Source organism: Pseudomonas sp. GW823-FHT06E10 (assembly GCF_058794995.1).
This window is the reverse complement of record NZ_JBXAHJ010000001.1, coordinates 347,729-371,983: the sequence shown is the minus strand read 5'-3', so window position 1 is coordinate 371,983 and position 24,255 is coordinate 347,729. Positions and strand designations below refer to the sequence as shown.

At 59.6% G+C, this 24,255-nt stretch carries 18 protein-coding genes; 2 read left to right on the top strand and 16 right to left on the bottom strand.

Features of this window, described 5'->3' with window-relative positions; all coding sequences use genetic code 11:
• Positions 1–20: 20 nt before the first annotated feature.
• A complete protein-coding gene (locus AC1Q6Y_RS01705; RefSeq protein ID WP_057716538.1) occupies positions 21–1,418 on the bottom strand; it encodes a NorM family multidrug efflux MATE transporter in 1,398 nt (465 codons plus the stop codon).
• Positions 1,419–1,576: 158 nt separating this feature from the next.
• Here AC1Q6Y_RS01705 and AC1Q6Y_RS01700 point away from each other — a divergent pair, with 158 nt between their 5' ends.
• Complete coding sequence (locus AC1Q6Y_RS01700) at positions 1,577–2,497, top strand: LysR substrate-binding domain-containing protein (protein WP_057712762.1); 921 nt, start codon at positions 1,577–1,579, stop codon at positions 2,495–2,497.
• A 32-nt stretch (positions 2,498–2,529) separates the two neighbouring features.
• Here the strand turns inward: AC1Q6Y_RS01700 and AC1Q6Y_RS01695 are convergent, their stop codons facing one another.
• The 11 genes from AC1Q6Y_RS01695 to AC1Q6Y_RS01645 are packed head-to-tail and all read right to left on the bottom strand — an operon-like array spanning position 2,530 to position 18,982.
• Positions 2,530–3,993, bottom strand: a complete 1,464-nt coding sequence (locus AC1Q6Y_RS01695) for a VWA domain-containing protein (protein ID WP_492623953.1) — start codon at positions 3,991–3,993, stop codon at positions 2,530–2,532.
• Between the two features lie 56 nt (positions 3,994–4,049).
• On the bottom strand, positions 4,050–4,556 hold the full coding sequence (locus AC1Q6Y_RS01690; protein ID WP_492623952.1) for a hypothetical protein: 507 nt from the start codon (positions 4,554–4,556) through the stop codon (positions 4,050–4,052).
• 4 nt (positions 4,557–4,560) lie between these two features.
• Entirely contained in the window at positions 4,561–5,298 is a 738-nt protein-coding gene (locus AC1Q6Y_RS01685) for a hypothetical protein (RefSeq protein ID WP_057712765.1), read from the bottom strand.
• A 34-nt stretch (positions 5,299–5,332) separates the two neighbouring features.
• On the bottom strand, positions 5,333–6,877 hold the full coding sequence (locus AC1Q6Y_RS01680) for an SUMF1/EgtB/PvdO family nonheme iron enzyme (protein ID WP_492623951.1): 1,545 nt from the start codon (positions 6,875–6,877) through the stop codon (positions 5,333–5,335).
• Positions 6,867–8,090: an ABC transporter permease gene (locus tag AC1Q6Y_RS01675; RefSeq protein ID WP_090452132.1), complete on the bottom strand. Its 1,224-nt coding sequence runs from the start codon at positions 8,088–8,090 to the stop codon at positions 6,867–6,869. The genes AC1Q6Y_RS01680 and AC1Q6Y_RS01675 overlap by 11 nt, the downstream gene beginning before the upstream one ends.
• Positions 8,074–8,775: an ABC transporter ATP-binding protein gene (locus AC1Q6Y_RS01670; RefSeq protein WP_057712768.1), complete on the bottom strand. Its 702-nt coding sequence runs from the start codon at positions 8,773–8,775 to the stop codon at positions 8,074–8,076. The genes AC1Q6Y_RS01675 and AC1Q6Y_RS01670 overlap by 17 nt, the downstream gene beginning before the upstream one ends.
• A gap of 10 nt (positions 8,776–8,785) precedes the next feature.
• Positions 8,786–10,765, bottom strand: coding sequence for a vWA domain-containing protein (locus tag AC1Q6Y_RS01665; RefSeq protein WP_057716539.1), 1,980 nt, complete (start codon positions 10,763–10,765; stop codon positions 8,786–8,788).
• Positions 10,766–10,776: 11 nt separating this feature from the next.
• Positions 10,777–11,799, bottom strand: coding sequence for a hypothetical protein (locus AC1Q6Y_RS01660; RefSeq protein ID WP_154909803.1), 1,023 nt, complete (start codon positions 11,797–11,799; stop codon positions 10,777–10,779).
• 3 nt (positions 11,800–11,802) lie between these two features.
• A complete protein-coding gene (locus AC1Q6Y_RS01655; RefSeq protein WP_492623950.1) occupies positions 11,803–14,514 on the bottom strand; it encodes a putative virulence factor in 2,712 nt (903 codons plus the stop codon).
• Positions 14,511–17,576 carry a virulence factor SrfB gene (locus AC1Q6Y_RS01650; protein ID WP_492623949.1) on the bottom strand — a complete coding sequence of 1,022 codons (3,066 nt, stop codon included), beginning with the start codon at positions 17,574–17,576 and terminating at the stop codon, positions 14,511–14,513. Before AC1Q6Y_RS01650 ends, AC1Q6Y_RS01655 begins: the two co-directional genes overlap by 4 nt.
• A gap of 17 nt (positions 17,577–17,593) precedes the next feature.
• Complete coding sequence (locus AC1Q6Y_RS01645; protein WP_429521730.1) at positions 17,594–18,982, bottom strand: SrfA family protein; 1,389 nt, start codon at positions 18,980–18,982, stop codon at positions 17,594–17,596.
• 267 nt (positions 18,983–19,249) lie between these two features.
• On the opposite strand from AC1Q6Y_RS01645, the gene AC1Q6Y_RS01640 reads away from it, so the two are divergent.
• Positions 19,250–20,464, top strand: coding sequence for an aldose 1-epimerase family protein (locus AC1Q6Y_RS01640; protein ID WP_492623948.1), 1,215 nt, complete (start codon positions 19,250–19,252; stop codon positions 20,462–20,464).
• A gap of 6 nt (positions 20,465–20,470) precedes the next feature.
• On the opposite strand, the gene AC1Q6Y_RS01635 is transcribed toward AC1Q6Y_RS01640, so the two are convergent.
• From AC1Q6Y_RS01635 to AC1Q6Y_RS01620, 4 genes are all read right to left on the bottom strand, one after another.
• Positions 20,471–21,964: a YifB family Mg chelatase-like AAA ATPase gene (locus AC1Q6Y_RS01635; RefSeq protein WP_057712774.1), complete on the bottom strand. Its 1,494-nt coding sequence runs from the start codon at positions 21,962–21,964 to the stop codon at positions 20,471–20,473.
• A 221-nt stretch (positions 21,965–22,185) separates the two neighbouring features.
• On the bottom strand, positions 22,186–22,986 hold the full coding sequence (locus tag AC1Q6Y_RS01630; protein WP_489339443.1) for a hypothetical protein: 801 nt from the start codon (positions 22,984–22,986) through the stop codon (positions 22,186–22,188).
• Between the two features lie 100 nt (positions 22,987–23,086).
• Complete coding sequence (locus AC1Q6Y_RS01625) at positions 23,087–23,533, bottom strand: hypothetical protein (protein WP_492623947.1); 447 nt, start codon at positions 23,531–23,533, stop codon at positions 23,087–23,089.
• A gap of 461 nt (positions 23,534–23,994) precedes the next feature.
• Positions 23,995–24,255, bottom strand: coding sequence for an accessory factor UbiK family protein (locus AC1Q6Y_RS01620; RefSeq protein WP_046038993.1), 261 nt, complete (start codon positions 24,253–24,255; stop codon positions 23,995–23,997).

Below are 24,255 nucleotides of genomic sequence, written 5' to 3'. Positions count from 1 at the left end.
AGCTCGCTCCTACAGGGGGCTCAGTCAGGCTGAGCAACCTCGAAACGCTGCACTGACGTCGTGTCGCGCTTGATCATCCGCTTCATCTTCCACTCAAATCCCAGCGTCAGGCTCACCGCCGCACACGCCAGCCCCAGCGCCAGGCCCCACCAGACGCCCGTTGGCCCCCAGTCCAGGTGGAACGCCATCCACCACGCCGCCGGTGCGCCAATCAGCCAATAGCAACCCAGGCCGACCAGGAAAGTGGTCTTGGCATCCTTGAGTCCGCGGATACAGCCCATGGCAATGGTTTGCGTGCCGTCGAACAGTTCGAACCATGCCGCCACCGCCAACAGGCTCACGGCAAGGTTGATGACATCGCGAAACGCCGGGTCGTTGTGGTCGAGGAACAGGCCGACCAACTGGTTTGGCAATAGCCAGAAGACCATGGCGAAACACAGCATCGCCGCCGCCCCGAAGGCAATGCCGACCCGCCCGGCCAGCCGCGCATCCAGCAATTGCCCGGCGCCGTAGTGCTGGCCGATGCGCATGGTGATCGCATAAGAAATCCCCGCCGGGACCATGAACGCCACCGAAACGATTTGCAGGGCAATCTGATGAGCCCCCAGCTGTGTGCTGCCCATGGTGCCCATGCACAGCGCGGCGAAGGCAAACAGCCCGACTTCCACCGCGTAGGTGCCGCCAATCGGCAGGCCCAGACGCCACAGCTCCTTCAGGTACTGGCGGTTCAGCCGCGACAGGCCCTGGCGCAGCGGATAGGCCTCATAAGCCGGATGCCGACGAATGTGCCACGCCAGCGCAAGTGCCATCAGGTTGGCGACAATCGCCGTGACCAGCCCGATGCCCGTCAGCCCCAGTTTCGGCAGGCCGAACATGCCGGTAATCAGCGCATAGTTGAGCAGGAAGTTGGCGACCGTACCGCCAACACTGATGACCATCACTGGCGTTGCACGGCCAATGGCGCTGGTGAACCCGCGCAGGGCCATGAAGCTCAGGTAGCCGGGCAGGGCGAACGGCAGGAAGATCAAAAACTGCCCGGCTGCGTTGACGTTGCTTTCAGTCTGGCCGAACAGCAGCAGCACCGGTTTGAGGTTCCACAACAGCAAACCGGCGACCAGCGCCATCAGCCACGCCAGCCACAACCCGGCCTGGGTCAGTCGAGTGGCCCCGACAATATCGCCGGCACCCTGACGGATCGCCACCAGGGTGCCGACCGCCGCAATCACGCCGATGCAGAAAATCGACACGAACGAATAGGTCGCCGCACCGAGCCCGCCACCGGCCAGGGCCTCGGGACTCAGGCGTGCCATCATCAGGGTGTCGGTGAGGACCATCAGCATGTGCGCCAACTGCGAGGCAATCAACGGCCCCGCCAGCCGCAGGATGGCCCAGAGTTCAGTACGTGCTGGATGCTGCATGGTCATCACGCTCGATTATCAAAGGGAACAGGAAAGCACCGATTCTCGGCGCTCTGCACGGTTTTCACAAAGGGATAAAAAGGATGGATGGCATGATTCAAACTCATGCTGGAGAGTTTCTGCTAGGGTAGGCGAACCCCGCAGTAGGAGCTTTCCCAATGTCCCGTCGTCTTCCTCCCTTGTATGCCCTGCGCGCATTCGAAGCGGCGGCGCGGCACAGTTCGTTTACCCGCGCGGCCGAAGAGCTGTCGATTACCCAAAGTGCGGTCAGCCGGCATATTCGTACGCTCGAAGAGCATTTTGCCTGCCGCTTGTTTCATCGCAGTGGCCGCAACCTGCAACTGACCGAGTCGGCCCGGTTGCTGTTGCCGGGCATTCGCGAAGGCTTCACCGCGCTTGAACGTGCCTGCAATACCTTGCGCGCCGAAGACGACATCCTGCGCATGAAAGCCCCGTCGACCCTGACCATGCGTTGGTTGCTGGCGCGCCTCAGCCGCTTCCGTCATCTGCAGCCGGGCAACGAAGTGCAATTGACCAGTGCGTGGATGGACGTCGATTCAGTGGATTTCAATGACGAACCGTTCGACTGCGCCGTCATCCTCAGCAATGGGCATTTTCCACCGGACTGGGAGGCGACTCTCCTGTTCCCCGAAGAGCTGATTCCGGTGGGCGCGCCGAATCTTCTGAAGGATCAACCATGGGACGTCGCGCGCCTGGCCAGTACCGAGCTGCTGCACCCGACACCGGACCGCCGTGACTGGCGCAACTGGCTGGAGCGCATGGGCCTGACCGATCAGGTCTCGCTCAAGGGCGGTCAGGTGTTCGACACGCTGGAACTGGGCATGATTGCAGCCGCCCGTGGCTACGGCGTGTCCATGGGCGATTTGCTGATGGTCGCGGAGGATGTCGCGCAGGGACGTCTGAGTTTGCCGTGGCCGACAGCCGTCGCCAGCGGTGAGAATTATTTCCTGGTCTGGCCGAAAACCCGCCCCGGAGGCGAGCGTTTGCGCCGCCTCAGCGATTTTCTTTTGGGTGAGGTTCGGGCCATGGAGTTACCGGCGGTCGAGCACTTGAGATGAATCATCGCAGGCAAGTCGGATCAGTCCCCAAGCTAATCGCACTTGGCATTGCTGGATACTTCCTTGCTCGCCTGTTTCAACAGGTTACCCAACTCAGCCGCATTGGTGCTGTTGTAAACCCGACCTCCGGTGTTTTCAGCGATACAGCGTGACGGGCCGCCAGCACCGATTTTCACCACGTTGACCCGCAGGCGCGGTTGTTCCCTGGCGATTTGACGGGATACCGCGCAAACGTCCTGCCCGCAACCGTCTTCTCCGTCGACGAACATCACGATAACCGCATCGTTATTGCGCCCGTCGACGGTACTCGCCGCGTGGGCCAGGCTGTCGGCCAGCGGTGTGCCGTCGTCGGGAACCAGGCCTCGAATCCCGTTGATCAGCCGCGGGCGGTCGCCGAACTTGAACAAACCCTGGTCCGGTGTTCTTTCGCAGCCGGCGAAGGTGATCAGGCGTGTGTCGATCTTCGGGTCCAGCCCGTTGATCATGCCGGCCAGCGAGTCCTTGGCGACGTCCATGCGGCTGGGTTTGGCGGTAAGCCGCATGGTGCGGTTCGGGTCCAGGAGCTTGTTGATGTCAGGACCGAAGAACCAGTCCTCGTCGGATTTCACTGACTTGATGTTCAAATCCATCGAACCCGAGGTGTCGAGCACCACCACGAACTGCGGGACCTCTGACTTCGGCGCTGTTTTGCGGCATGCGAAGTTGTCCAGCGTCGGGGCGGGTGGCGGGGCAGCCACTACCGGTTTTGGTGGTGGAACCGGTTTGGGTGGCGGGGTCGGCTTGGGTTCCGGTGCCGGTGCCGGCTTTGGTGGCGGGACCGGCTTGGGTTCCGCTACCGGCTCTGGCGTTGGTTCTGGTGCCGGAACAGGTTTCGGTTCCGGTTCCACGACAGGTTCGGGGACAGGTTCAACCGGTTTCTCAACAGGCGTCACTACCGGTGCCACAGGCGCTACAGGCGGAACCACGACAACCGGCTCACGGTGCAGGAACCACCAGAGCCAGAGCGCCAGAAGCAGCAACAGCAGCGCGAGCAAGGCTGCCGCGATCCACCAGCCACGACGCGACGGCGGTAGGACGGGCACCACTGGCGGCACGATCGGTTTGGGCGGACGCTGGTTCCACCGCACCACCAAAGGCTCACCGTTGAGGCTGTAGAGTTTGTCCAGCTCAGGCGTACCGAGCAGGCTGCGCAGGTCATTCGCTTCCGTCGGTTGACCGCGTTTTTGCAGTTCATCCGCCAGCTGTCCGAGGGACGTCTGACGCACTTCATAGGTCTCCAGCAAACGTCGTTGCGCGTCCTCGTTGAGATCGGCATAAGGCGTGGGTTGACCACCCAGTTCGGTCCACCATTCCAGCACGTCGCCGCTGCCCATCCGCGGGATAGCAAACAGACTGGCGACGGTCGGCGGAAAGTGTTTCTGGATGAGGGCGACTTTGGCTTGCAGCGCACTCATCCCCTCCGATGTGGCTTGCGCATCCCTGATGACCCGCTGCATGACGACGATTCCTGAAAAAGTGCAGGCATCCATCGGGACGCTTGCGGGGTGAAAAGTTACTCTTCGTAGCCGAGGCTGAATTGCAGTTGATTGACCTTCTTCTGCAACGTTTTCAGCTCTTGCTGCTTGGCCGCGAGTGTTGCGGGTGTTGATTTGGCCGTTGGCGCCGATTGCGAAGCCTTGAGCTGCTTCTCGAGGTCGGCAATCTGCTTCTGCACCTGGGCCTCATTGCCACGCCGAGCCTTGAGCGAGGTCAGCAGTTGCGCCAGCGACTGATTCAGCGCCGCCTGGGATTTCTGCTGGCTGGCCAGATCGGTCTTGGTGCTGAGCTGCTGGGCCTGAATGTTCTCGTACACCTGACGGAACATTGCGTTTTGCTGTCGGGACTCGCTCAGTGCCGTTTCCTTCTGCTTGACCTGATCGCTGTAACCACCGGAGTAGTCGCAGTTCATCTTGGTCAGCATGCTGCTGTCGCGATTGGTCGCATCGCATTCGCCGGGCTGGCTCGCGCAACCGCTCAGGGCCAGGACGGCAGTGATGACCATTAGTTGTCGTAGCGTCATGTGCTTAACCCAGGGTGATTGCGGAGCGTTGGCTGTACAGAGCGTCGACTTCCTTCTGCAGGCTGACGACTTTCTGGTTCATTCTCTGAATGTTCATGTCCACCTGTCGGATCTCGGCGCTGGTGCCTTGCGAACGCTCGGCGTCTGCCACTTTTCTGTACTCGGTGACCTTGGTACGCATGTTGGCAAGGTCTTTGCGCAGGCGTGCGATGTCCGAGTCGATCCCGGCGATTTGCGCCTGAGCCCTGCTCTTGTCGACTTTCTTGTTGGCGATGTCCTTTTTGATCTGGGCAATTTGCGCATTGTCATCATTGATCACTTGCTGAGCGGTCGCAGTCCGGGCGATCACGTTCTGCGTGTCTTGTTCGACGTCGCTGTTCATCTTCGCCAAGCGGGTGGTGGTGTCGGCGTATTGGGCGCGACGTTGATCCAGGTAATAGTTCGCACCCATGGCCACGCCACACGCGGTAATACCGGCGGCGATGACGCACACGGTTTTGTTGCTGCTGTTGGACAGCGCGCAAGCGAGGATGCCGACACCGGCGCCGACGGCGCAGGCCTGGTAACCGGACTTGCTGAAGAACTCTGCGTCATTGCCCTGGGTCAGGCGCGGGTCGGCACCGTCGCCTTCGCCTTCGCCCAACATGGAGCTGCCGGTGTTGGCGCAACCGCTCATTAGCAGGCTGCCGGCGACTACGAAAGCGATCTGTAGCTTGAAGCGAGTCCAAAGGCTGCGCGACATGGTGAAACTCCTACGTAACGGTGTTGACGCGTTGTTATTGAGTGACGGTTTTGCAGCTGGTCAGCCAGGCTTCAGTGTCGATTTTCTGCTTTTGCAGGAACGCCTTCTGATTGGCCCAGTGGGTGCGCAAGTAAGGTTTGAGGTCTTGCAGCTGTTTGTTGCGGGTGATGATTTCTTCCATCACCGGGACTTGCGATTCAAGCAGTGGCTGGCCGTACAAGGTAGCCGATTCCACCAGGCTGCTGGCGTAGTAGCGGCTGAGTTTGTGCAGGCGATCCTTTTGCTCGTTGAGCTTGCCTTTACGCATGTCGCAACTGGCATCTATGTCTGCGCTTTCGCAGTTGAGCTTGTAGTTCTTTTGCAGGAAGTCGACGTACTGGCCGTCGTCGAGCATCTTGGTGCACAGGAACGCACCCAGGTTGAGGCTGGCGCGGATCGCTTGGTCGCGGGTTTCTTCCTGCTGCTGGTTGCTGGCGCGCAGCTGGTTCTCCAGGGCCTGGAGCTTTTCCTTGAGCGCTTTGTCTTCGACACCCGAGGCGAGGCTGTTCAGCGATTGTACGGTGCCTTTGTCGGCGGATTCGGTTTCCTTGCTGCCGGTGCCGAGTTTCTTCCAGCTGCTTTCGATGCTGGCGACCCGTTCGCGAGAGGTTAGGGTCGGGGAGACCAGCACCAGTCGCAGGCCGGTGGTCTTGTTTTTCACCTGGCCTTCGGCGTTGTAATACGGCTCTTCCTTACGCAATGCCGTACGCAGGTCGGCCTGGGCGGTCAGGTAGTTGCCGCCACGGACGACATAGCCGCCGGCCTGACCGTGCTGGCGGTCGAGTTTGTTCAGGCGAAACGGCTCGAACATCATTTCGTCGACGTTACCGAGCATGTCATGCAGGCCCAGCGGGTTGGGCTTTTGCAGGCCGGTCAATTGCACTTTGCCGTTGGACGATTGCGCCCCGGCGAACCACTCGTAGGCGTTGATGCCTTCTGGCATCGGGTAGTGCGTGTCGCGGAATTCAGCAGCACCGACTTCCAGCCCGCCGCGCGCGGCGAACTCCCACTCGACCTCGGTCGGCAGGCGCAGGAATCCTAGGGCGCCGTCTTCCTTTGGCAGCTTGCCGGCGGCGTTTTTGCGCAGCCACAGGTTGTACTTGTCGGCGGCGTCGATGGCTTGCACCCAGCTCACCGCCGTTTGCGGCAAGCGCATTTTGGTGGCAGCGGTGGGGCAGGTCGCTTCGGTCAGCGCGGCGTATTGCAACTGACTCATCTCGTACTTGGCCATCAGGTAGTAGCGGGACTTGTCGTTCCTGGCCCCGGTAAAACTGCCGGCGATAAAGGTCGGGCGGGTCTGCTCGACATAGCCGTATTCCGCGCCGTCCTGACCGATGTTGATCGGGTAGTCATCCAAGGGACCTGCGACCGGAATGAACACTTTGCGAAACACCATCGAACCTTCGCAGGGCATCGGCAGCACGACGTCGCCAGCATCGGGCATCGGGTTGTAATACTTCTCTTCCCAGCCCGCCGCCGAGGCGTCGAGCAAGTAGCCGAGGCTCAGGGGTAACAGCAAGCCAAAACGTTTATAGCTCACGCAGACTCTCCGCAGGTTGGATGTTGATGGCTCTCAGCGCGCCGATCATGGCCACCAGGGCAGCGACCAGAAAGGTCAGGAGCAGGGCGGCAACGCCGTGCCAGACCGTGATGTGGCAAACGAAGGTACCGGTGGCCTGGCTGCTGCCGAGCAGGGAGTCGAACAAATGACTGCCCACGGTATAAAACCCCAGCCCGCCCACGTAGCCGGCCAAACTCAGCACCAGCGCTTGCAGGACCACGAAACCGCCGACGGACCTGCGCTTGAAGCCCAGCAGACGCAGGACCGCCAGGCTTTTGCGTTTACGATCGATGTTGGCCAGGAACGCGCCAACCATGGACGCCACGCAGCCGATCAGTGCCGCCATGGCGATCACACCGAAGATCAACCCCAGCACATGGTTGATGGCTTTGACGTTGTCGATGTCGGCCAGTCGGCTCGACGTTTCGATGTGTTGTTCGTTGAGCCAGTGTTCCAGCGGCGCGACCTGGTCGATGTCGCGCGCATACACGCGGGCGCGGGCATACAGCGGTTGTAGATTCCCCTGAGGCTTGCCGGTGGTAACGCCGAACTCACTGACCTGATAACCGTCGCGAAAGCGCTCCAGATCCAGTAACAGCGGCGGGGCGACGAACCCGGCCGCGCGACCGAAGCGGGCACCGTCGAGCACGGCCAGTACCGTCAGCGTCATCTCGCCGCGTTCATTGACACCTTCCAGGCGGCGCAAGGCCCGTAGCTGCACGCTGTCGCCGGCCTTGGCCTGCAAGCGTTGCGCTGCGCTGGCGCTGAGGATCACCTGATTGCCGACGGGGTTGAGGGACGCCAGATTCAGCTGTGGGTCGCCGGGCTCGGTGGCGATGATTTCCGCGCCTTCGACAAAGCGTTGCATGCCGATCAGCAGGTCCGCCTGGGTATTGAGCGAGCGGGTCTGGCCGAGGGCAAAGCCGGTCTCGGGGCGCAGGCGCAAACGCTCGATCCAGGCTGCGTCGTAGTTACCGTTGCTGAGCATCTTCACTTCAAGGTTGCGCGGGTCGCGCAGCAGTTCGTCCTGCAGCTGGCTGACCACCCCGTGTTTGAGCCCGAACAGCAACAACAACGGCGCGATCACCGCCACCAGGGAAGCGGCGATACACAGCGAGACCTTGCGGTCGTGCCAGAGGTCTTGCAGTGCCAGTGAGCCCAGCAGGCGCAAGCGATCAGTCCATCGGTTCAAACAGAGTCTCTCCCAGATGGTTGATAGCACCGAGTCGCGGCAACCCGAAATCCTTCAGCAGGGCCCAGTCATGGGATACAACGAGCGCACTCAGGCCCATGCTCGACACCAGGCTCAGGAGTAACTCAAACAATCGCCGGGCACTGTGAGGGTCGAGCGCGGCGGTCGGCTCGTCGGCCAACAGCAGCAGCGGTTCATGGGCAATTGCCCGAACGCAGGCGACGCGCTGGCGCTCGCCAATCGACAAGGCCTGGGGTTGTTTGTCCAACAAGCCTTGCAGGCGCAATACGTCAACGGCGTGGTCGATGTGATCGCTCTTCGCCTGCATCCCGAGCAAACGGCGCGGCAGGCTGATGTTGTCTCTCACGCTCAGGAACGGCAGCAAGCCGCCGCTCTGCAAAATGAATCCCAAGTGCCGTGAACGCACCGCTGCAAGCGCAGGCTGATCGTCAGTGGCCAGCAGTTGGGCGATATCCTGAGCGTGCGTCGGGCCCAGCCGGAAGCGCTCGAGTTCTACCGGTGCGAGCAACAGACCGATGGCTTCGAGTAACGTGCTTTTGCCGCTGCCGCTCTCACCCGTGACGGCGAGGATTTCTCCGGCGCCGATCCGCAGGTGCGGCAGTCGCACGTGATGAGCCTGTGCGCCTTCTCCACGGCGCACCAGCAGATTCTTGATTTCGAGCATCGGCGTCTCGTCAGGGCATCATTTCCAGCGGGACGGGGTAGACGTTGTCCCGCGCATCGCTGTCTTTGGCTAAGGCTACCCAACGGTCGACATCGGCGTTGTAACGCTGGTAATGCCGCAGTTTGGTGTTCAGCGTGCGGATGAATTTTTCTTGTGCCAGACCATCCCAGCTCTTCCAGGTCTCTTCATCCAGGTTCAGCACTTCACTCTGATAAGGCAGGTCTTCAAGGTATTCACCGAGCACGCCCATGTCCGCCAGTTTGGCGTTGCTGTTCTGTTTGAGCTGATTGGGATCGGCGCCCATGGTCGCCGCCACCGAGCGCAGGCGATTGAACATGTCCGTTGGCGAAATCAGGCCCTCGTTGGCGGCATCGAGAATCTGCTTCATCACGTCGCTCAAGTCGCTGAGCTGTGACTTGGTCAACAGCACCCGCACGTCGGTGGTCGGAATGTTCTGCTTGATCAGGTCGCGGTCGGTGATCCATGCCTTGAACACTGGCGGGGCCTTGCTGTTGGTCCTCTCGCCGAGATAGGCGAGTTGCATGGCGTGGCCGATCAGCGCCGCGTCTTCGAGCATTTTTTTCTCGGCCGGGTCCTGCTTGGCGTTCGCCGCGCTGCCGATGGCGTCTTCGCCCATGTAGGCGGCTTTGACTTGTGTAGTGATCGCTGCGGCCAGTGTGTCGACCTTGCGCCCGAATTCTTGCACATCGCCTGCGTTTACCGGGTAGTACAGCGAAGTGTTGGTACCCGGGTAGGTCGACAGATTCCGGTATTGCGCCTCGGCCTTGGCATGGTCCTTGGCACCGGCCGGGGTTTTCAGGTGCAGCGTGTAAATCGCCACACCCGGGTTAGCGGCTTCGATACGTACCTGTGCAGCGCTCAAGCCGGTCTTCGACAGCTTGTCGTCGCCTTCGATGGCGCCCGCATCGGTGATCAGCACCACGTAGCGTGCGCCGAACTGGCTCCAGTCGACCTTGTCGATGCTCTCCATGACCCCGGCAAACGAGTCTTCATCGAAGCTGCTGCTCGACACGTTAGCCTGTTTGAGGTCTTTGATCCTGGCGAAAAAGTCGGCGCTGTCTTTCACCTTAGTAGGGTCGGCGTACATCTTGGTGGTGTATTCCAGCCCCGGTACTGCCTGGGTGTTGGAGCGGAAAGCCACCAGGCCGAACTTGACCTGCTTGCCGAGGTTCTGCGCTTCGATCTTCTGGTAAACCTTGCGGATCGCCTCGCGGGTGCGGTCGATATAGGGGTCCATCGAGATCGTCGAGTCGATGACAAATACCACGGCCGCGCTGAATTCCTTCAGCTGGTTGGCCTTTTTCTCTTCGGCTTCCTTGCTGCCGGCAGGGCTGTTTGCAGCCCCGCCCTTGGCGTTCTTGTCATCCGGCTTGCTGACGGAGGCCACATTGAGCAGGCGCGTGCGGAAACCGCTTTCGGTCATGACTTCTTCGCCACTGAGCACCGGCAGCAGGTAGAACTGCTTTTGCAGGTCGACGAAGTATTCAGGTTCTTCAGCCAGTACGCCCGGTGCTTGCAGGCCCTTTTTCAGCGTGGCCCGCAGCGGCGCGACTTTGCTGACCGGGTCCGGTGCATCGAGGATGCCTTCGACGGTGGCGCGGTCCTTGAAGAACAGCAGCCGGTCGCGGTTGGCCGGGTTAGTGAAGGCCAGCGTCAGCTGCATCTTCCAGTCGGTGGTGCAGCTGGCAGGCAGCCAGCCAATGGTTTTGCCATAACTGTCGGGACCGACTTTCAGCCATTCGGCATTGTTCGCTTGCGCACGTTCGTACACATAGAAGCGGCTGAAGACCGGTTGTGCTTCACCTTCGGCACCGCCCGCCGTCGAGCTGATTTTGCAGCCCGGTGTGGTCAGCACGCGTTGGAACAGGGTCTTTTTACCGGCCTGGATCAGCGGTTTGTCATCGGCCTGGGACAGCGGGCTGATGCACAGCGCGAGCAAGGCGGCACCGCTCAGCAGGAGTCGACTCATGGGTGAACGCATCACTTCTGCAACTCCTCGAAACGCTGCTTGGCTTCGGCATTGTTCGGGTCCTGGGTGAGGATGGTTTCATACCAGTAGGCGGCGGTGGCGTTGTCCGCAGCCGGGAAGCACTCGCTGGCCTTCAGGTATTTAGGGTCGTATTCACGGGCATAGGCGTTGGCGATCAGCACGTCACCAGCCTGGGCACGGTTGGCGTACAGGCGCTGGGCGACGCCGCAATGTTTACTGGCCTTGGCCTGGTCGATGATCTCCAACAACCTGGCACTGTCAGGTGCCGCCTTGATGCAGGTCTGGACGAAGGTCAACTCGGGCAGGCTGTTCATACTGTCGAGGGTGCAGGCTTGAGCATTGGCGCCGGCAGGTGCGCTGGCAGTGGCTGCAACCGCAGGCGCTGGGGTGCGTTTGTAGAACCAGAATCCGGCGCCCGCCGCCAGCAACAACACCACAATCAACAGGCCGATCAGACCTTTGTTGCTTTTCTTCACCGGTGCGGGAGGCGGCGTATAGGCGCGCTCGGTGAGTACCGATTCCAACTCCACTTCTGGCTCGGCGGTGGACAGGGTCAGTTCAGGCAAATCCGGGATCTCCGGGATCTCCGGTGCCGGTGCGCTCGGCGCCGTCAGTTCGGCACCGCCGTAAGTCGAGCGTGTCTGGCCGCCGGCCGTGGACGGCAGCAAGCCGACGCCTGGCCGAACCACGCCTTTGTCGGCGTGGCCTTGGCTCTGTTCACGCAGTTCGATCTGGAATTGCGAGTTGGCGCCGCCTTCCAGCAGTGGGTCAACCACGTCCGGTCCGACCTGGGTTTCCAAAGCTTCGCCGTTGGCCGCGAGGTTGAAACGCGAGACCTTGAACCAGAATGGATTGTTGCTCCAGGCCTTGTGGTCCTGAAGGTAAAAACCGTCCTGGTTGCGCTGAATGGAAAACTCCAGCTGTTCCTCGTCACCCTGCCATTTCTTCACAGTGAGGCGAGCCTGGCCAGGCACATTGGGCTCTAACGCGAGCAGGTCGACACGAATTGGCATTGCTTATCTCGCTGCGAAGGCTGTGAGCACTTGGCCCAGCCGTTCGTTCTGTTCAGGGGTGATTTCACGTCCAGCACCATGGCCAGCATTGTCCTGCGTGATGTAGGCCAGGCCCGAAAGCCAGTCGCCTAGATACCGTTGCGCCTGATTCGCCGGTTGCGCCGGCAGTACAGGCACTTGTCCAGGGCCAATGTCGGTGTAGAACGAAAACAAGGGTTCCTTGGCACCGGCGCGGCTGTTCGGACGCTCGCTCACCGGTTTCTGGAGGTAGCCGAACCAGGACACGAAATCGCGCAGCACGCGCTGCACTTCCAGCACCTGGCGCTCAACCAGTTGATCGCGCCGCGCGCCACTTTGTGCGCGCTTGAGGACGGCGCGGCTCAGTTGCCCCGGCAAATCCTGGCGATAGCCGGCGGTGATCAGTTCATCGACCACCGCTTCCAGCAAGGCCTTTTCCAGCCCCAGCAGGTTGAGCAGGCTTTGCCGGGTGGTCAGTTCACGCAAGTGCGCGATCCAGGCCTTGAACGCTGCTTTGGCGAAACGGTGCTCGTTGCTTTGCGGTTCGGGCGCCGGGGTGCCGGTTTTGCTGCTGACTGGCGCGTCGTGGCCCGGGTCGTCACTGAAATCGAAATTGAAACCGGTGTCATTGCCGTAGAGGCTCTGGCTCGGTGTCGGGGTGACCGGCTCGTCGTTCACGGCCGGCTCGTCATCGGTTTCGTACACGCCGCTGAGGTACAGGTCGCGCACCTCTTCGCTCGGTATGTCGAGTTGATCGATCAATTCGCCAAGTACCGCCGGGCGACGGCCCAAGCTCGTCAGAATCATTTGCGCTTTGGCTTTCTTGGCGGCTGCGGCGCCGTCGTCGTCAGCGTGGTACCAGGTGCTCAGGCCGTGAGTGGTCAGGCCTTCGAGGCATTCGCTCAACTGCTCGCGGATACGCTGCAATTTAAATTCTATATTGGCCACGCCTTTGAAACTGCCGCTGAAGTGGCTGATGCCACCGTCATCGTTGCGCAGCATTTCTGTCCAGGCGTTGACCGGATTCTTGATGTGTTTGCACACCAGAGCGTTGCTGGCGAAGCTGGTGCCCAGCGCGCTGACACGTTCCTGATAAATGGCATTGAGGCCGGTTTCCGCACCGGTCGCGTCTTGCCCGATGAACGCCGCATCCATACGCGGCTTGCGCACCAGGTAGGTGTTCTGGAACGGTGTACCGGCCCAGTCGTTCATCCAGCTCAGGCTACCGAAACGCTCCAGCATGGTCAGCTTGACCATGCCGTTCCAGCTCTCGTCGTACTGATCGGGTGTCAGACTCAGGGAGTTGGTAATGCGCAGGTCGAGCATGGTCAGCGCCCAGATCAGGCCGGTATCGCGCTTGCTGCGAGCAGCCGAGTCGGCGCCCTGGGTTTTTTCGATCCAGCGGGTCAGCACCGGACCCACGTCGTTGACGTCGCTCTGCTTGGTCGAACTGGTGCAGACCACCAGTGCGTTCATTTCCTGGTTGTCGGTGTAACGTTCGAACAGGTAGGCGACCTTGCCGCGCAGGATCAGCTGGGAAACGGAGTTGTCCTTGGTACTGGATTGCGGGTCGTTGGAATCGGCGATCTCGTGCAGTTTCTGGCGCCCGCGATAACCGGGGAAATCCAGCAGGTCGACCTGATTGACGATGTCATCCACCGGCGCTTCGATCAGGCGGAAGGTCATTTCGGCGGTCAGTGCCGCCAGTTGCGCGACCGCAATCGCCTGACTGTTTTGCAGGCGATCGCCAACCAGCGGTCGAACCTCGATCGGTAAGTCCAGCGGGCTGCCGAAGCGTTCGAGGATGTCGACGTTCATGATGCTGTCGCGCTGGCTGTAGGTGTCGTTGTCGAAACTCACCAAGGCCTTCAACGGTGCGAACACGGTCTCGGGCAGCCCCAGCTTGTGCAGCGCGCCGGCCAGTTTCTGGTACACGCGTGTCAACTCGCTTTGTTCACCCCAGAGGATCGAAAACAGCTCGGCCCGTTCCTGGAAATTCAGGCGTGGCGCCAGCTGCAACGCTTTGGGCCAGAACAGGTGCTCAAGCTTCTTCACCGAGTTGCGAAAATTGTCGCGCAGGTAATCCCACAGCGACACTAGATCGTCGGCGTTGACGCCCGTTTGCAGCGGCCCGGTTTCGCGACCTTCGAACGGTTTGAGCACGCGCTGGATGCGCTCCTCGTCGATCTCGTAGGAAATCCGCTCAAGGTCGAAATCCTTGAACCAGGCGTTGGCGAGAATCTTCGCCAGCTCGATTTCCTTGAACAACGTAAGTTCTACCGGGAAGTCCTTGTCCTGACTTTCCGTCGCCCGACGGCTGAAGCGCGTTACCAGGCCGGTGGCTTCCTTGCCACCACCCACCGGGTTGATGTGCTTGATGAAGTCCAGGCGATGATCGCCGAACTCGGTTTCCAGCTTACCGTTCTGACCGGCGGCGAGTGCCGAAATCAGGTAGGACTTGCCGGCCTGGGACAAGCCGAAAAAGCCAATGGTCATCGGCGTGCAGGCCACGCGACCGAGGCTTTGAGCCAGGTTGCGGGCGCGGTGCAGGCGGATGTTCAGGTTGTCGGCTTCGCTGTCCAGGCGCGGCGCATTGCCGCGCGTCTGGTCAATCCAGTCCAGCGCCTGACCGGCGCCTTCATAAACAGCGGCCCAACTGGCAGAGAGCTGAGTTTGATCGGGGGTCAGGTCTTTCATTTGCGTTTCACACTTCCACTGTCGAGCCAGTACTTGGTCTCGCTCAGGCCGGCGTCGAGCATGGTGTTGAGTTCCAGCTCGAGGTCGCTGCGCGGGTTGAAGTTGACGTTGTTACTGTTGGATTCGATGTCGCGAACCGAGAGGCGGTCGCTGACCAGATCCTGCTTGCGCGTGTATTTGTCCGCCGGTTTGACCTCGAACCGCACCTTGAGCAGCGGGGCGCTGCCGTTTTCACCGGTTGCCCGGGAAAACTTCTCCCGACCCGCCTTGGTGAACCGCAAGATATACAACGGCGAAGCGGCCCAGCGGTCAGCGGCCAACTGGCGAAAACCGAGGCGCAGGTCGCCGCGCATTTCCAGCTGCGGTGTGTCGGCGGCGTCGCCAACGCCAATTTCCGGTAGCTTGATTTTGTAGTCTTCGGACTGGATGTCGCGGTACAGCACGTCGGCATCCTTGATCACGTTGTTCAGATCGATGACGCCGATGTGCTTGACCGTTGAATACGGCTTGAGCGCCGATGCCCGGAAGTAGAAGTTCGGCACGCTGTGGTTGGCGCACAACAGGCAGAGCATGGCGCCGACCGAGGCGGTGCTTTTCGGGTCGTCGATCCGGCCGTTCTTGTGAAACGGATACCAGCCGCCGGTGCGGTAGTTTTGCAGCGCCAGAATACGCCCCGGTGGCAGCGGCAACAGCTTGCGAATGAACGCCTGGATGCCGGGCAGGCGCGAAGGGCGGCCGGTCAGCAGCAAGACATCACAGGGGTAATGCGCGACCACTTCACACAGCGCACCAAGGATCTTGGTGATGTTGATCTGGTCGTTGAGAAACGCGGCATGGAGCTTTTGCAGGTCGAAGCTGATCGGCGCGTCATACAGGTCGAAACCGCTCTGAGCGCCGACATCGCGACGCACGGCGACATTGACGTAGTCGAGCACGGTCTGGCTGATGGCATTGTCACCGAGCAATTGGCGGTAGCTTTGCGGGATGACTTCTTGCGGGACCTGCGGATCGTAATGCTCATACGCCTTGAGCAGCGCCAGGCCCAGCGGGGCGAACACCTGGAGGTTCAATTGTTGACGCAAGATCATGTCCTGGGCGCTGACCGATTCATCGCCACACAGCCGTGACATCAGTGAGTTCGGTGCCTTTACGCCGGCGTTCTGCAAGGCTTTTTCGAAACTCGGCAGGATGAAGTCCTGGATCACGTCCAGCAGGATGTCGTCGCCGGCAACTTTGAAGCCATCGCGAAAACGCTGTTCCGGCACGATGTGCACGTTGCTGCCGCTGCCGGTATTGCCCGCACGGTCGAGGCGATAGTCGGTGATCACCAGGTCGGTGGTGCCACCGCCGATGTCGATGGTCGCGAGGGTGATGCGTTGGCGGTCGACTTTGTCCGGCCGGGCGATGGTGTCAAAAAACTCTTCCGGGTGACCGGCGAAGTTCTCGTTGACCTCAGTGTACAGGTACACCAACTGGCCGCAGGACGCTTCGTCCCATTCCACGCGGATACTCGGGATCGGCGTGCGCGGGCTGACGGCCTGATCCTGATGTGGATCTTCCTCGCCGGCATGCCAGCCGAGGCTTTTCCACACCAGGCCGATGGCTTGCAGCATGCGTTCGTTGAGGATGCTGCGCTCGGCCTGTGGCATGCCCGGTGGCACAGTCAGGGTAATGCTGTTGAGCTGGCGCGGCACGCGGGTGTGACCCTGGCGCGAACGCTGGGCCGGGCTGTTGATTTGCGACAGCGCCTGGGCCAGTACTTCGGCGAGCATGAAGGTCATTAGCGAGCTGCGTGAGTAACGCGGCATGAACACCGGCAGACGATCGTCTTCTTCGAGGCTGTAAAGCGCCTCGCCGGTTTCGTTGATCAGGTGCGAGAACGGCGCGGCGGTGGCGTACGGCTCATTGTCGGTCTTTATATACGAGCAGTTGAAACGCCAGCCGTGGCCATAGGCGTTTTCGTCCCACAGATAGCGTTTCGGGCTGGACAGGCCAGTGGAGCCTTCGGTGCCGCGACGACGACTGGCCAGACGACTGGCCTCATTGCCGACACGGGCAATCGTCGCCCATTGGAACGCGTCGTGGCGACCGCTCTTGACCGAGCAGTGGTCCTTGCCGAAGTACGCCTGGGAGAACTCCACGCGGCTTTCAAACGGCAGGTTATAGGTGTGTTCCGGGGTGATCAGGTCACGCAGTTCCAGCACATAATTCTGCTTCAGTCCGGAGCCGGCCTGACCGTGATTTTCGATCAGGATGCCGCAGGTGCGCGAGTTGCCGACGTCCAGCACCAGGTCCACCGGTATGGGTTTGACCAGGCCATTGCTGTCGTTGGCGACCACTTTCAGCTCGGGGATTTCAACTTTCGCCCGGGCCTTCGACTCCTGGGCGGCTGACGGTTTGCTCAACAGGCTGAGCAAGTTGAGGTAGTGCGCCAGGTGATGGTTGGCGCGAATATCGATGTCCAGCTCTGCGCGCGAACGGTGGGCATTGCCCTCATTGAACACTTCCAGCAACCACTCGTTGACCCACGGCTGCGCCAGGAACCAGCGGGTTTCGCTAGCCTTGGTCGCCAGTTTGAAAGACACGCCGGAGCTGATGTCTTCATCGTTCGGCGCCAGATAGGCAGTGCCGTCACGTTTGGGCATCACACGGCTGTCGAACGCCATCGTCAGGCGGTGGGTATTACCGTCGATGTCAGGAGTTGCCAATTTCACCAAACGCATGCGCGACCAGTTGGTCGGACCTTCGTCGAAGCGATGCGGCGGCATGAAGCGGAAAAACGGGATCGGCAGCCAGATACCGTCGAGCAAATCGAGGCTGCTTTTCATGTCGACGCTGAACGCAGGTTTGGCTTTTTCGACCTTTTCCGGTTCGGGTTCGTAGAAAAAGAAGTCTTTCTCTTCGTTGTACGCCAGGCGGCAGATCAGCCCGCTGATCATCGGTGCGAACTCGCCCGCCGGTTCCTTGCGGGGATCCAGGCGCAGGGCGAAATCCATGAACTGGATGCCGGTGTCGCTGACCAGTGTGACGGTGTCTTCGAATTGAGTGACTTCAGGCAACATGTCGGGTTATTCCGTTTTTATTCGGCCACTTGCCGCATGGACATGGGGAATTGTTCTTTTCCGTAACCACCGGTGCAGTCTGCGATCGTGGTCGCCCCTGGGCGGCAGCTGACCTTGGGCATGTCGTAAGTGCTGCCATCGCCGCAAACGGCCTGGCCCTGGCTGTCGATGGCCAGGCTGCCACCCTTCATAGTAGCGCTCACCGGCCCGCTGCATTTCGAGCCGTCGGCCTGATGTACGGTGACTTGGCCCTTACCGTCCTTGAGTTGGTACTCCAGACGTAGCGGTTTGCCGGTTCGGCGATCCTGAATCCCGGCGCCTGCGCTGTACTGTCCATCGAGAAACTTGGCGGCACCGTCGGCGGCGTCTGGCGGGATGCTCAGGGGCGGGCCGGGTTTGGCAGCGGCGGGTTTTTCTGCCTCGGGCGATGTGACATCCGGCGGCGCGGTTTTGTTTTCTGGTGGCTCAGTTTTGTTTTCGGGTGGCGCAGTTTTGTTTTCAGCTGCCGGGTCTATGGCCGGGTCTTTGGTCAAGTCGGCGGGTGCCATGTCAGCCTCGTTACCCTCGACGGCCGGCGTTTCCACACCATGCGTTCCAGTCACGGCGGTGCCGGTTCCAGTGGTCGAGCCTATAACGGTGCCTGTCACCGGAACGTTGTTGAGTGTCGTGACATTTCCGGTCAGTGGCGGCTCTTCCAGTTGTTTTTCTACTGGCACAACGCCGTCAGGCAGCAAATCTACCGCCACCAACGGAATCGGTACGCACCCTCGCAGGCCGAGCAACAGCCACAAAAGCAGCAGCAGGAGCGGCAGCAGCAACAGCCACCACCAACGACGCCACCACGGACGAGCAACCACCGGCACAACGGGCGGAACAACAGGCGCTGCGACCTCGGGTGGCAGCGTGAACGCGGGTGGTACCTGATAGAGGCAGTGCAGGGGATCGCCATTGCCGGTGCCGGCATGCTCGAAACCCCAGAAAGTCAGCACCGGTTTGCCTTGCACCAGGTAGACGAAGTTTTCGTCCGGGAAATGAATCACGCGCTTAAGTAGCTTACCGAACACGGCTTTGTCGCCTTGCGGCTGTTCGGCGGAGTCCGTACCCAGGAAACGCTGGCTCAATTCTTCGAGCGCGGTCTTCAGCGCTTCAAGCTGGCGGCGGGCAGGGGCACGTTCTTCTTCGGTCGCGCTGCTCCACGGAATCACATCGCCGTCGAGAGCGCTGTACCAATCGATCTGGTTCCCGAGTTCATCGCTTTGAGGGATGGCCAGATGATCGACCAACTCGGGGTTCTTGCGGCGAATGGCTTCGCGCAATTGCAGGGCTGCTCGGTAGACCGGTTGACCTGTTTCGCCGAGGGCAGTGAATGACCCGCTCTTACCGCTGCGTAATAGTGCCCCGCGCATTCAAACTCCATACGATCCGTTGCGCAAAAATGACAGACAAATGTGTCTGTACTTGCTCCTGCATTTAGCGGGCGACATTAGTGTCATAATGATATCGCCGTCAATCTGCCGGAGGTTTTAACCTTATGAGACTAACGTAAGCGTGCGGAGGTTGCATAAGGTCAAATTTAATTAGCTTGGGAAGGCTCTGGCGTAAGCTTTTTTATGCTTGCTGAATCGTTTCATCAGCGCTATAAAAAATGCACAACTCCAAGAAAGGCTTTCCCCATGTCCCCGCTCAAACTCTTCGTTGCCCTCAGCGCGCTGTCCGCTGCCTCCCACGCCATGGCCTGGGATTACGTCCTGCTCGACACCGACAAAGCCGCCCAGAGCTGGCAGATCACCAGCCAGCAACTCGGGGTGAAAACCGACAAACCCTTCTCCGTGACCCTGCGCACCTTGCACGGCGGTCGGCAGGAGGGCGTCAGCATCGTCGACATCGATAACGGCACGATGAAACTCTCGGTGGTGCCGACTCGCGGCATGAACGTCTTGCAGGCCTCGGTCGGCAATGTGCGCATGGGCTGGGATTCGCCGGTCAAGGAAGTGGTCAACCCGTCCTTCATCGAACTCAATGGCCGCGGTGGCTTGGGCTGGCTGGAAGGTTTCAATGAGCTGGTCACCCGCTGCGGCTACGAATGGGTCGGCCATCCCGGCATGGACAACGGTGAACTGCTGACCCTGCACGGCCGCGCCGCCAACATTCCGGCCAACAAAGTCACCCTGCACATCGATGAAAAACCGCCATACGCCATCAGCCTGCGTGGCGAGCTGAAAGAGCAGGCGTTCAAGAAAGTCGACTTCTCCGTGGCGACCGAATTGGTCACCGAACCCGGCAGCGTAACGTTCGCCCTCAACGACACCCTGACCAACAACGGTGACTATCCGAAGGAATACCAGGCGCTGTATCACAGCAACTTCAGCACGCCGTTCCTGGAACAGGGCGCCCGCTTCGCCGCGCCGGTGAAACAGGTCTCACCGTTCAACGACAAAGCCAAAGGCGATCTGCCGGACTGGCAAACCTACCGTGCACCGACCAAGGACTACGACGAGACGGTTTACAACGTGGTGCCGTATGCCGATGCCAAGGGCGATACGTTGACCGTGTTACATAACAAGGCCGGCAGCCTGGGGGTTTCGGTCGGCTTCAATACTCAAACACTGCCCGTGTTCTCCCTGTGGAAAAACACCGATACCCAGGGGCAGGGCTATGTCACGGGGCTGGAACCGGGGACGAGTTTTTCCTACAACCGCCGGTATCAGCGCCCATTGAACCTGGTGCCGACGATTGGGCCGAAGGAACACAAGCAGTTCCGCATCAGCTACAGCTTGTTGGCGGATAAGGCAGCTGTGGATAAGGCCTTGAAGCAGATGAGCGAGATTCAGGGTGGGCGGGAGACTGAGGTGCGGCAGACGCCGTTGGTTGACCTCAACAAGGGGTGATGCTGACTAGAGTGTTGTCGGCCGATATTGCAGCGCCTCGGCCAAGTGTTCACGGGTGATGCCATCGACTTGCTCAAGGTCCGCCAAGGTGCGAGCAACCTTGAGCAGTCGATGGGCCGCTCGCAGCGACAAGGTCAGCCGTTCACACGCCGTTTCCAGCCAGGTTTCGTCAACTGTGGATAACTTGCAGTGTCTGCGCAGGCCCGGCAAATCGAGGAATGCATTGGCACAGCCTTGGCGCTTTTGTTGCCGTTCTCTTGCATCGGCAACCAGCTCGGCGGCGGTGGCAGTATCGTCGCCGGGTTTCAACGCAGGATTTAACGCCGTGGCTTCGCGAGCAACCGTAAGGTGCAGATCGATACGATCCAGCAGCGGCCCCGACAATTTGTTGCGATAGCGCTGAACCATGTCCGGCGTACAGGAGCAACGGCCGCTCGGCTCGCCAAGATATCCACAGGGGCAGGGATTCATCGCTGCGACCAGTTGAAAGCGCGCCGGGAAGCGTACGCGGTCCTTGGCACGGGAGATCACGATGTGGCCGGATTCCAGTGGCTCCCGGAGCACCTCCAAAACCTTGCGATCAAACTCCGGTAGTTCGTCCAGAAACAGGACGCCGTGGTGGGCGAGGGTGATTTCACCGGGCTGCGGTTTCGAGCCGCCCCCCACCAGCGCGGGGCCGGACGCCGAGTGATGCGGTTGGCGAAACGGCCGCTGCGGCCAATGGCTCAACGGCGAGCAACTGACGACCGACTGAATCGCCGCCACTTCCAGCGCTTCATTTTCGGCCAGGGGCGGCAGCAATCCCGGCAAGCGGCTCGCCAACAGGGTTTTCCCCGTTCCCGGCGGCCCGCTGAACAACAGGTTGTGAGCACCAGCGGCAGCGATCAGCAGCGCACGCTTGGCCGCGAGTTGCCCCTGCACTTCATTCAAGTCGGGGTAGGGTTTGCTGGCGTAGAGCAGGCCATTGGAGACATAAGGCTCAATCGGTGTATGCCCATTGAAATGCGCAACGGCCTCAAGCAGATGATCCACCGCAATTACTTTCAGTCCCGAGGCCAGGCACGCCTCTTCAGCGTTAGCTCGCGGCACCATCAACCAGCGCCCGGCCTTGCGCGCTGCCAGCGCCGCTGGCAAGACCCCACGAACCGCCCGCACGGCACCTGATAACGCCAACTCCCCAAGGCATTCCGCATCATCGAGCGTCAACGTAGGCACCTGCACACTGGCCGAGAGAATCCCTAGGGCAATCGCCAGATCGAACCGCCCTCCATCCTTGGGTAAATCGGCTGGCGCCAGATTCAACGTGATCCGCCGCGCCGGAAATTGCAGCCCCGAATTGATGATCGCGCTGCGCACCCGGTCCTTGCTTTCCTTTACCGCCGCCTCGGGCAGGCCGACCATCGTCAGCGACGGCAAACCATTGGCCAGGTGGACTTCAACGGTGACAGCGGGCGCATCCACGCCAATCTGGGCGCGGCTGTGGACGATGGAGAGGGACATGGTCGTTCCTTGAGATGACGGGAGCCGCTTCCTGCGGGTTTTTGAAGGGTAGTCGTGGAGTCCGGTCGGAGAGGAGGGAAACTTTCGCAGAATGTTGCTGAAAGCCACGCTATGTAACAGCAGCCAAACGCTGAGTTTGGCTGCACAGCTGTCGTAAAACCTGCTGACAAAGCCAGCCTGACACGCCCCTGCGCATTTATTTCGCGTGTAAATCAAGCAACTTATGTTGAGGCAGCTTGTTTGGAAGAAGTTGTGTCGTCAAACAAGCTATTATCGCCGTTCAGGATTTTGCCGGCGAAGCTCTCGGCATCCATCTTCTTTTTACCTTCTGCGACATTCGTAAAATAGTTGAAGTCTAAATCTATCCAGTGCTTAAGTTTGGCTTCGTAGTTGTTTGGATACTGTGCTTGCTGAACTGGGGGCAAGCCCTTGTAATGGTCAAGGACACTTTTGGAGAAGTTTGTGAGTTTTCCAGTGTTGTTGTATTCAAACTCTGCTTCGGCCACCACTTTCTGTCGCCATGCAAATTCTTGTTTGGCTGACTCTTCCAGTGCTGCCCGTCTTTCATTGATGGTAAAGGTGCCGCTGTCATCGTAAGTAATTAAGGCAAGCTGATCCATGGGCATCCCCGAAAACGGATTTTTGCCGAGTCCGTTTGTATACTGTGTCGCACTTTTGGCGCGCGCTAGTAATGTGGCATTATCTGTGTCAGGAACTTCAGAGTCGTATGTTGATTTATTGGCAGTATAATTAGCACTCACTAACTCGTTGAATGTGTTATTAGCCATCGAGCTCAGTTCCGTTCTAGTTAGGCGTGCATCCCGGGCCTGTGCGCGTACTGAGGCTTCGCTCAATTGGCTCGCTAGTGTGGAAACGGTACTGCTATCTCGTGCGTTGCCAAATGGGACTTGGGGTGTGCTTTGGTTGACGCCTGGGTTTTTGCCGGGAGTCGCTGTCAATTTTTTTGTTTCAGCCAGCGCTTGGCCGCTGTTAGCTGCAAAATTGTTTAGTGAGTTAACCATTTTTTGCCACTCCCTGTTCGATGACTAAAATATAATATGTTGCCTAATAAATGTTGATGTTTTGGCAAGATCTTATAAGCCGACTAAGGCGCTACATGCTTTATTTCATGGTGATTACTATTGACCAGGCATAGGTGGACGGATTTGCTTTGGTTACCTTGATGGTGCAGGTGGCCCCACCACTAGGCGTGGCCGTATTATTCCATTTTGGAGTTTTACTCGCACCAAAGCCAGGAGTCGTCACAAATGTAGCTAAATAAATACATTTCTTGTTGCCAATTTGATATCGCAAATTAGCATGATTGTAATCAGGTGATATCTGGCTTTGTATGACGTACGTATCTGAGCCATTTGCAATCACGGACGCTTGTGGAGTAGGTGATGCGTTTGCTTTCGTTATAGCTTCGTTGTTTGTTATGGGGGTATACGTAGCAGTCTGTGTTCCAAGGTTCTTGAATGTGACTGTAACAGACGGCCCAGCGACCGCTGAACTTATGTGAAATGCAGTCAATGCGAAAGCGGCAATTAAAGACTTGGATATTTTCATGGATGTTGCTCCTTGTGGTGTTGCTAACAGTATTCCATTTAAAAAGTTGTGCTCATCACAAACTATTATCTAAGCCATGTAACATGGGCTTAAACTTTTTCGAGCGAATTGGCGAACCGAAGCCTGCGGAAATACTGGCAGGCCCGAAGGTCTTCCATGCACGGCCGTAATTCGAGAAAGGAATAAATCTCTGGTTCGAACGTGGTCACGGTGCGTCGGGTGCTGTTCGAGTCGCTAAACCCATTGCTGGCTAATCAGTTGGGAGTGAGCTTAGGAACCGGAGCTTTGCTGCGCAATCGGAAGGGGAGTGAGATCTTCGTAGGAAGTTGCCGGGATTCTTGCGGGCTTGAAGAGCGCAGGTTGCGGCAATTCCTACAGGTGAGTCTGAAGGTCGTGGCGACCATTTCGCGAGCAGGCTCGCTCCCACAGTGGATTGGGTTCCACAGTGAGCATTTGCGGTGTTATTCGGTTGGTGGGTTCAGTTTCGCTTCCAGCTCGGCGACTTTCGCTTCGAGGCTTTCGAGGCGGGCGCGGGTGCGTGCCAGTACGACCATCTGGCTATCGAACTCTTCCCGACTCACCAGATCCAGTTTACTGAAGCCGCTCTGCAGCAACATTTTGAACTGGCTTTCGATTTCAGCTTTCGGCAGTGGCGTGTCACCGCTGAAAAGGCGGGAGGCGGTGCCGGTGAGGGCGTCGAGGAAGTCTTTTGGCGCGAGCAT

Coding starts and splice junctions, on each gene's coding strand:
- AC1Q6Y_RS01705 (WP_057716538.1), bottom strand. CDS start 1,418: ATGCAGCATCCAGCACGTACTGAACTCTGGGCCATCCTGCGGCTGGCG.
- AC1Q6Y_RS01700 (WP_057712762.1), top strand. CDS start 1,577: ATGTCCCGTCGTCTTCCTCCCTTGTATGCCCTGCGCGCATTCGAAGCG.
- AC1Q6Y_RS01695 (WP_492623953.1), bottom strand. CDS start 3,993: ATGCAGCGGGTCATCAGGGATGCGCAAGCCACATCGGAGGGGATGAGT.
- AC1Q6Y_RS01690 (WP_492623952.1), bottom strand. CDS start 4,556: ATGACGCTACGACAACTAATGGTCATCACTGCCGTCCTGGCCCTGAGC.
- AC1Q6Y_RS01685 (WP_057712765.1), bottom strand. CDS start 5,298: ATGTCGCGCAGCCTTTGGACTCGCTTCAAGCTACAGATCGCTTTCGTA.
- AC1Q6Y_RS01670 (WP_057712768.1), bottom strand. CDS start 8,775: ATGCTCGAAATCAAGAATCTGCTGGTGCGCCGTGGAGAAGGCGCACAG.
- AC1Q6Y_RS01665 (WP_057716539.1), bottom strand. CDS start 10,765: ATGAGTCGACTCCTGCTGAGCGGTGCCGCCTTGCTCGCGCTGTGCATC.
- AC1Q6Y_RS01660 (WP_154909803.1), bottom strand. CDS start 11,799: ATGCCAATTCGTGTCGACCTGCTCGCGTTAGAGCCCAATGTGCCTGGC.
- AC1Q6Y_RS01655 (WP_492623950.1), bottom strand. CDS start 14,514: ATGAAAGACCTGACCCCCGATCAAACTCAGCTCTCTGCCAGTTGGGCC.
- AC1Q6Y_RS01650 (WP_492623949.1), bottom strand. CDS start 17,576: ATGTTGCCTGAAGTCACTCAATTCGAAGACACCGTCACACTGGTCAGC.
- AC1Q6Y_RS01645 (WP_429521730.1), bottom strand. CDS start 18,982: ATGCGCGGGGCACTATTACGCAGCGGTAAGAGCGGGTCATTCACTGCC.
- AC1Q6Y_RS01640 (WP_492623948.1), top strand. CDS start 19,250: ATGTCCCCGCTCAAACTCTTCGTTGCCCTCAGCGCGCTGTCCGCTGCC.
- AC1Q6Y_RS01635 (WP_057712774.1), bottom strand. CDS start 21,964: ATGTCCCTCTCCATCGTCCACAGCCGCGCCCAGATTGGCGTGGATGCG.
- AC1Q6Y_RS01630 (WP_489339443.1), bottom strand. CDS start 22,986: ATGGTTAACTCACTAAACAATTTTGCAGCTAACAGCGGCCAAGCGCTG.
- AC1Q6Y_RS01625 (WP_492623947.1), bottom strand. CDS start 23,533: ATGAAAATATCCAAGTCTTTAATTGCCGCTTTCGCATTGACTGCATTT.
- AC1Q6Y_RS01620 (WP_046038993.1), bottom strand. CDS start 24,255: ATGCTCGCGCCAAAAGACTTCCTCGACGCCCTCACCGGCACCGCCTCC.